The 7485-nt window shown below is 63.8% G+C and carries 9 protein-coding genes; 6 read left to right on the top strand and 3 right to left on the bottom strand.

The window, feature by feature from the left end; all coding sequences use genetic code 11:
* Positions 1-420 precede the first annotated feature (420 nt).
* Complete coding sequence (locus tag JHC79_RS22010; RefSeq protein ID WP_296394902.1) at positions 421-666, top strand: hypothetical protein; 246 nt, start codon at positions 421-423, stop codon at positions 664-666.
* A gap of 198 nt (positions 667-864) precedes the next feature.
* Positions 865-1620 carry an NAD-dependent deacylase gene (locus tag JHC79_RS22005; protein ID WP_296394900.1) on the top strand — a complete coding sequence of 252 codons (756 nt, stop codon included), beginning with the start codon at positions 865-867 and terminating at the stop codon, positions 1618-1620.
* A gap of 30 nt (positions 1621-1650) precedes the next feature.
* Here JHC79_RS22005 and JHC79_RS22000 read toward each other — a convergent pair whose 3' ends face one another.
* Complete coding sequence (locus tag JHC79_RS22000; protein ID WP_296394899.1) at positions 1651-2400, bottom strand: hypothetical protein; 750 nt, start codon at positions 2398-2400, stop codon at positions 1651-1653.
* A gap of 397 nt (positions 2401-2797) precedes the next feature.
* Here JHC79_RS22000 and JHC79_RS21995 point away from each other — a divergent pair, with 397 nt between their 5' ends.
* Positions 2798-3613, top strand: a complete 816-nt coding sequence (locus JHC79_RS21995) for a hypothetical protein (RefSeq protein WP_296394897.1) — start codon at positions 2798-2800, stop codon at positions 3611-3613.
* Entirely contained in the window at positions 3603-4190 is a 588-nt protein-coding gene (locus JHC79_RS21990) for a hypothetical protein (RefSeq protein WP_366783208.1), read from the top strand. Before JHC79_RS21995 ends, JHC79_RS21990 begins: the two co-directional genes overlap by 11 nt.
* A gap of 69 nt (positions 4191-4259) precedes the next feature.
* Here the strand turns inward: JHC79_RS21990 and JHC79_RS21985 are convergent, their stop codons facing one another.
* Positions 4260-5678 (bottom strand): DHA2 family efflux MFS transporter permease subunit, encoded by a 1419-nt coding sequence (locus JHC79_RS21985; protein WP_296394904.1) that lies wholly within the window; start codon positions 5676-5678, stop codon positions 4260-4262.
* Between the two features lie 267 nt (positions 5679-5945).
* Here JHC79_RS21985 and JHC79_RS21980 point away from each other — a divergent pair, with 267 nt between their 5' ends.
* Positions 5946-6275 carry a MarR family winged helix-turn-helix transcriptional regulator gene (locus tag JHC79_RS21980; RefSeq protein WP_296394892.1) on the top strand — a complete coding sequence of 110 codons (330 nt, stop codon included), beginning with the start codon at positions 5946-5948 and terminating at the stop codon, positions 6273-6275.
* A gap of 37 nt (positions 6276-6312) precedes the next feature.
* Positions 6313-6789, top strand: a complete 477-nt coding sequence (locus JHC79_RS21975; protein ID WP_296394890.1) for a barstar family protein — start codon at positions 6313-6315, stop codon at positions 6787-6789.
* A 403-nt stretch (positions 6790-7192) separates the two neighbouring features.
* Here JHC79_RS21975 and JHC79_RS21970 read toward each other — a convergent pair.
* Positions 7193-7485 (bottom strand): type VII secretion target (locus JHC79_RS21970; RefSeq protein ID WP_296394888.1); only part of this gene is annotated, 293 nt, incomplete at its 5' end.

Below are 7485 nucleotides of genomic sequence, written 5' to 3'. Positions count from 1 at the left end.
GAGCATGACGAGCGTTCGTTGATCGCTGAGCTGATTCGAGGGAGGTCGGTCGAGGTGAGTGAACAAAGCGAACTGCGCGCCTACCGACATCGAGGTCAAAGCTGATGGTCCGCTGTTGGATCGACCCGTTGAAGCATCGTGCGGATGGTTGAGGGGGACTGGCGCTACTGCCGGGTGTGCGGATATGAACCGGTGCATCCACCGTGGGGTGCCACCGGTCTCGCGCCGACGTACGAACTGTGCCCCTGTTGCGGTGTGGAATACGGGAACGAGGACTACACACTGTCGAGCACCATCGAGTATCGCAACAGATGGCTGTCGAGCGGAGGGAAGTGGATGGATGAGCGTCACCCCGGCGACGGATTGCCGACTTCGGCACGCCTCGAACGTGTCTTGGGCGAACAGGTCAGACGCGGTCGGATGGCGCCGGTCAGTTCAGTCGTCGACGAGTTCATCGAGACGGAGGTGGACGAGCCGACGACGCACTTGTTGGTGAATGCCGTGCACCGGGCGACTCCGGGTGAGGAACGTTTCGAGTTCAACCTGTTCGACGTTCGGATCAACCGTGACAGCGGTGTCGTAGTGGTCGAGGATGTGCTGGACGCGGCGCGCTCCGAAGAAGTCGAGCTCGCCGAGTTTCGCCGCCGTCTCGAGAGCCGGTCGTGATCATTCCGTCGGATGACGAGTTCCTCGATGTCGGTGCCGTGGTTGTCCGCGACGACGAGTCGATCTATCCGGCGTGCGTTTCTGGAGCGCCCTGCCGTCGTCAGGTGCGCTCGATGGATGAGCGGATCAGCATCGAGTGGGGCGTCGATTTCGCGGAACGTCTCGACGCGGCACGAAGTCGAGTGAGAGATTGAGGCCATGACCACCTCGACCGCGATCGCTGCTGCGCTGTCCGTCCTAGGCGATGCATCGAGCATCACAGTCCTGACGGGCGCTGGCATGTCGGCCGAGAGTGGTGTGCCGACGTTCCGGGATGTGCAGACGGGTTTGTGGGCGAAGTACGACCCGATGACCCTGGCGACTCCGGAGGCCTGGCAGGAGAACCCCGCGTTGGTGTGGGCCTGGTATCAGCGACGCCGCGCGATGCTCACGGCCGTCGAACCCAACGCCGGGCATCGGGCGCTTGCCACCTGGGCGCAGTCTGCGGACGTACGGGTGGTCACTCAGAATGTCGACGATCTGCACGAGCGGGCCGAAAGCTCCGACGTGGTGCATGTGCACGGCAGTCTGTTTGCCTGCCGTTGCGACACGTGCGGTCGAGAACACGATGCGGAGGTAACCGATCCCGAGAGTGATCGTCTATCACCGCCCGGATGTGAGTGCGGCGGTCTGGTGCGACCCGGCGTCGTGTGGTTCGGGGAGATGCTGCCGAAGAACGCATTCGCAGAGGCGACGATCCGAGCGGAGGCGTGCGACGTGTTCATCCTGGTCGGGACCTCGGGTGTCGTCTACCCCGCCGCGGGACTGCCGCACATTGCTCGAGGGGCCGGCGCGACGATTGTCGAGATCAACCCGGATGAGACCGATCTGTCGGACGCTTGCGACATCACCATCCGGTCGACGGCCGCGGTCGCACTGCCGGCACTCGTTGACTCACTCACGACAAACGGTTGACGGTTCATCGACCATTGACGAGTAGTGCTCTCACCATTCGTGTTTGCACGCACCGCAGACGAACTGCGGAAAGCTCGGACCGGTGAGGACGCATCCCCCGAGCACGGTCCCGCGAGGCGGCGGTCCGGGCGGCATACCCATCATGAGGATGAGCGTCTGATGCGCCTCGCAGGCCGGGCACGAGGGTCGATTGCTGTACATCAGCTCGTCGAACGTCGGGCCGGACGGCTGGTGCAGGATGTCGTGACACGAGGGGCATACGCCGACCGCGTCTGGCCATTCGTCTCCTGACGTCAGCACGTGTCGCTGAAATCGCGGTGTGAACTCCGCGTCGCGGTCGCGCCCGCAGGCATTGCACCCCCACAGGGAGGTCGTGTCGGCGATGCGGTCGAGATCGGCGTCGTCGCAGCGATTCGGCAGCTGATACCACCGGGTCGGACGGCCAATCTCGTCGTCGACGGCCGACTGAAGGCGCTGCGCCATGGTGGGCTCCAGGGTGGTCGGCTCGTGCGGCAACGTCATCCCCAGGCGAGCCTCGAGCGCGGTCATGGAGATGCCGTCCCAGATGTGGGGGTACACCCGGTGCAAGGTCGGCACGCCGTCGGCGGGAACCCATCGAACGGACACCGCGGTCACGGTCCACTCACGCGCATCGACGATCGTGACGACGGTGTCACCGCTGTTCACGCCGTCGGGAAAGTTCCAGCGCACCCGCTCGATGCGGTCGGAGTCGTCGCGCCGCACCAGGTCTTCCCACGGCGACGCGACCGCGATGTGCACGGGCGCGTCGGGATCGCGCTCCGACGGGGGACGCGGAACTTTCGGGCGGACGATCGGGATTCGTTTTCGCGCCGGCGTTGCCCGACTCGCCACGCCGGGGTTTTTGCGGACCGTACGTCCGCTCCGCTTACGTGGTGGTGTCGTCATCGCTGTCTCCTCATGCTGGCCCCGACGGTATGCGACGCCACCGACAACTCATCGGGAGCGAACCGGCACTGATGTCACGCATCCAACCGATGTGTCGGACCACCGGGCGAAGCTGGTCACCTGTCCGAATATCGTGGGCACGAACACGGCCGCGGATACCCGCTCGGCAACCAGGACCGCTGGGGGTGATCGTTGTGGCGATGCGCGCCGACGACCGACAGCTGCGCCGAGACAGGAAGGGATGACACGGATGGCGAACAACGACTCGGTGACGTTTCGGTGGACCCGGCACGTCGAGTACGGGCTGGTCGGCAAGGTCATGGGTTGGGTCTTGATCCCGTTCGGTGTTCTCATCGCCTATGTCGCGGGCCGCGACCATGCGTGGCTTCCGTGCGCCATCGGTGTCTACATGTTGGCGCTCGCTGTACCGGGGTGTCTGGGGCCGTCCCTGCGTGTCGAGGCGGAGAAGGAGAAGGCGCGGGTGCGCAATCAACCGCCGTTGCGTGATGCGCGAATCTCCCTACTCGTCCCATCCCTCGGGTACGGGGCGTTTCTGGTCGAGCGAGCGCTTGCCGGCGACCCCGTTTCCACGGGCTACCTCGTGGTCGGTTCGATCCTGCTGGTGGCGGGAGCACTTCTCCTCGTCGTCAGGGTGGTGTCGCGCGGAGACCTGCTGATCAGTCAGACCCGGATCGACGTCCCGCCGCGATTCGCGTTCTCGGTCGACGACGACTCGGCGTCGATGCAGTGGGGTTACCGATCAGACGACATGGTGATCCTCAAGCGGCGCAAGCCGAACGGGAGGATGTCGAAAACCGGGCTGCCGTATCGATTGTGGGGAATGCACCCCAACACGGTGCTGTCGATGATCGAGCAACTGCGCGAATGGAACTCGGAGTCGAGGGTGGTCGACGGCAAGATCATCGCCGCCATGGCGGTGATCGGTAACCAGAAGTCGGTGAAGAAGGGTGAATCGGTGAACATCCCCATCGATTCGGCCGCGGCGTTCTCGCCCTCGTCCGGATTGTCTGTACGGGCCGCGGACGAGGAGCATCATGGCCGATAGCGGACGCAGAATCGCGGGCCAGCAGGGTCGTGCGGGTTGGCTCCGAACGCCGCTCCTCGCGGTGGTGATGATCGCCGGGGTGGCCGGATGCGGGACTGGTTTGACTGACGACGCGTCGGCCCCGGAGTCGTTGCGACCCTCGGCTGAGAAACCCTCACCGTCCGGTGCTGACCTGACCCCCGCAGCATTCTGCGGGTTGCTCTCCGACACCGACCTTCGCGCGCTGCAGCAGCCGCCGGTGGGCAAGCAGCCTGAGCCGGTCGACAAGGACGGTTCACCGGGTTGCGACTGGAGCCTGGGTGGCCCCGGTCGTCACCTGGAGATGTCGGTGTTCACGGCGCCCGATCCGGAACTGATCAGTCAGACCGCGACATCGACGTTCCCCGTGGGTTCGGTTGGCACGGGGTACGTCTCGTTCGGGTCGGTGGTGGGCGGGTGCAACGCACTGGTCAGAACGCAGGACGCGCCCGCGGCGCAGTTCCTTCGATACACCCTGGAAAGCCTCGATGGCAGCGTGACGGGCTGCGATCAAGGCATACCGCAGGTGCTGACCGTCCTACGCGGACTGAAGTGGTGAATCGGCATCGACACTCGAAGTGTGCGCTGTGCTCGAGCAGTGTCGAGATCATTGTTGGCCGGTAGTTCCTTACGCCACCCTGTCGGCCCCTGTGATGAGGGACTCACTTGCTGTAGCGGCTTTCGGGGTCCCGGTCGTGAAGAACATCGACGCACTCAGTCCTAGGATCAGTACCGCTGCCGCGAGGAACAGCGATTGTCCCATCGCGGCTGCATATTCATACGCCTCGTTCATTTCGGTTGCTGCACCGGGCATCTCCGCGTTTAGCCGCGCAGTCATCAGTGTGGCGATGGAGGCGGCTCCCAGAACGGCTCCGAGTTGGCGGATCGCGTTGAATGCTCCCGATCCGGCACCGGCGAGTGCGAGAGGGAGGCTCCGGACTGCGGTGGTGGACAACGGTGAACCGATGAAGGCGTTGCCGAGACCGATGAGCGCAATGGGGATCTCCAGCTGCCAGATGGGAGTGTCCGGCCGGAGAATCGCGCCGAGCCAGAACAGCGACCCGAGTGTGCATGTGAAGCCGGCGGTGGCCAGGGTGCGTGCTGAGAACCTTCCGATGAGCCTACCGACGACTGGTGCAGCCACGGCCATGACGAGGGCAAGAGGAAGAAGCAGCAGGGCTGACTCGGTGGGGCTGAAGCCCCGCGCGTTCTGGGCGTAGAGCATGAGCGGGAGTGCGATGCACGTGATGGCGAACCCCATGGTGGCCATCGCGATGCCGGCCAGGCTGAAGTCGCGATGTGTGAACAGCTGAAGGGGGATCAGAGGCTCAGATTTGTTCCGGGCCTGCCACAGGACGAACGCAGCCAGGAGGGCCAGTCCCGCTCCGATGAGCAGCGGGACACTGAGCCAGTTTGTGATGGTTCCCCAGTTGTACCGGTCTCCCTCCTGCACGCCGAAGACCAGGCAGAACATCCCCGCGCCGCTGAGTACGACGCCCAGGACATCGAGGCGATGTGACGACGCCGGCAGTCGCGGTACATGTTTGAGTGCAAGGACGAAGCCGATGACGCCGATCGGGATGTTGATGAAGAAAATCCAGGACCAACTCGTCGTGCCCACGATCAGTCCACCCAGCTGAGGCCCCACGAGTCCGCCGAGTCCGCCGATCGTTCCCCACATAGCCAAAGCGGGGCCGCGGTTGTCTGCAGGGAAGATCCGGGTGATGACGGCCATTGTCTGTGGTGCGATGAGGGCCGCGCCCAGTCCTTGCACGACTCGTGCGGCGACCAGGCTGGTGAAGTCGCCTGCGAGCCCGCATGCGAACGACGCGAGCGTGAAGACGCCGAGTCCGGCGAGATACACATTCTTGGTGCCGAAGCGGTCACCCAGGCGTCCGCTGATGAGCAGTGGCACAGCGTAAGCCAGCAAATACGCGCTCGTGACCCACACCGCAGAACTCAGGTCGATCCGCAGGTCTCTCATGATGGCAGGCGTCGCGACGGACATGATCGTGGAGTCGACCAGGATCATGAAGAACCCGATCATCAGGGTCCAGAGTGCCGCCCACGGCCGGGTCTGGGGGGATGGCTGGTTCATGTGGTTCCTCTCGATCGGTGGGACATGACACGAAGATTACGCACGTAACGGTTACGACTGCAACGATTGCTATCGTGACTGTCGGTTTGTTACGGTCCGTGCGTGACAGACGAAGCCCCGGAGTTCGGCTCCTTCTGGTTCGCGACCCAGAAGTTGGTCTCGCTCATGGAACGCGTTGTCGCTCGCCGACTTCGCGCAGAACTCGGCATCGGTTCGATGCACTACCGCGTGCTGAGCGCGGTCCAGGTCCGCGGAAATGGTTTCAATCAGCGAGATGTGGCAGACATGCTCGGTACCACGTCGGCGACCGTGAGTCGGCAGATCGAATCCGCGACGAACGAGGGCCATCTCACGGTCGAGGTCTCGACCACGTCCCGCCGCGAGAACAACGTCCGCCTGACCGCCACGGGCATTGACCTGGTCGCGCGAGGCGATGCGATCATCGCCGAGGAAAGCGAGATGATTCTCGCGGGCGTCGATAGAGCCGACTTCACCGTTGCTGCAGACACCGTCCAGACGATGCTCGACACCATCACTCGTACCTGATGGCAGCCACATGACTCCGAGATCGACACCCACACCGTTGATCATCGAGGTACATCTCGGCCTCAGCCTGCACCGACTCGGCGCGATCGAACTCGGCTACGAAGACCAGGGATTTCGCGTCTTTCACATCAGGGCGCAGTACTGCGAGACATACGCGGAGCTCCACCGAGAGATGTCGGCAGCCCTGCAGTTTCCCTGGTACTACGGAAACAATTCCAGCGCACTAGAGGAATGTCTCTCCGAGGTCGCAAAGTTCGACCCGCAGGTCCGGGGTGTGGTGCTGTCGGTATGGAACTGCTCGGCTCTCCTCCGAAAAGAGAGTGACCGCGACGCCAAGTTGGAGCGTTTTCAGGAGTTGCTCGTTCACGTCGGGTCGGAGATGGCTGAGCCTCGTGGCGTAGTGGTGGGTGATGCCGCCGCTTCACGTTCGCTCGTCGTGCTGCTGCACGACGAGAGGGAGCCGATAGATGTCGCCGACGGTTCTCTCCGGGATATTGTGATCAGTGTGCGCTGATGAACTGCTCAGTTCTGAACAACTACCCGATGGGTTCGAGTACCCGAGAGACTTCCTAAAAGTCGTGGGGCTCGGCCTCGGCACTGTCGACATCGACCCGTGGTACATCGGGGTGGGCGATTTCCTGGTGCAGAGAAACGCAGGCATGCGAGACAGATATCCGTCACGAACGGTGGTGCCGTTCGCGTTTCGTGGTGACAACGACGACACCGCCTGCTGGGACCTCGATCGACCGCCCGGCACCATCGTCATCGTCCATGACTACGCGTCGGAAGGATGGGAGAACGAGACAAGAGATCGTTCCCCGACTTCCGGGCCTGGTTCCATTCAGCCGTGGACGACATGTTCGACTTCGACTGAATGAACCGGGTCCGACCACGAACGGATCAGACGCGCACGACGCTCACGATGGTGCGCCCACCGAGCGCTGGACCTCTTTCATCCGCTCCGCGGCCTCTTCGTCGGTGATGGCGTAACTCTGCGCGCTCAGTCCCAGGAGCCGTTGCGTGGTGTCGGCCTCGGCGGCGAGTTGCGTGAGATCGGCCCGCCACGCATCGGCGAACTCCTGCACCGCAGCCCGGACCGCGGGTGCCCAGTCTCCGCCGGCGTCGCCTGCGGACTTCGCGGTGTCGGTCAACGCCGAGTGGCACTCTTCCCACTTCTTGGCGATGGTGTGGACCCGGCCCTTGTCGATGT

The sequence above is a fragment of the Williamsia sp. genome (genome assembly GCF_016462415.1).
Taxonomy (GTDB): Bacteria; Actinomycetota; Actinomycetes; order Mycobacteriales; family Mycobacteriaceae; genus Williamsia_A.
Note: the sequence above shows the minus strand (reverse complement) of the source record. Positions and strands in the feature narration are given on the sequence as shown.

Coding starts and splice junctions, on each gene's coding strand:
- JHC79_RS22010 (WP_296394902.1), top strand. CDS start 421: ATGGCGCCGGTCAGTTCAGTCGTCGACGAGTTCATCGAGACGGAGGTG.
- JHC79_RS22005 (WP_296394900.1), top strand. CDS start 865: ATGACCACCTCGACCGCGATCGCTGCTGCGCTGTCCGTCCTAGGCGAT.
- JHC79_RS21995 (WP_296394897.1), top strand. CDS start 2,798: ATGGCGAACAACGACTCGGTGACGTTTCGGTGGACCCGGCACGTCGAG.
- JHC79_RS21990 (WP_366783208.1), top strand. CDS start 3,603: ATGGCCGATAGCGGACGCAGAATCGCGGGCCAGCAGGGTCGTGCGGGT.
- JHC79_RS21985 (WP_296394904.1), bottom strand. CDS start 5,678: ATGATCGGGTTCTTCATGATCCTGGTCGACTCCACGATCATGTCCGTC.
- JHC79_RS21980 (WP_296394892.1), top strand. CDS start 5,946: ATGCACTACCGCGTGCTGAGCGCGGTCCAGGTCCGCGGAAATGGTTTC.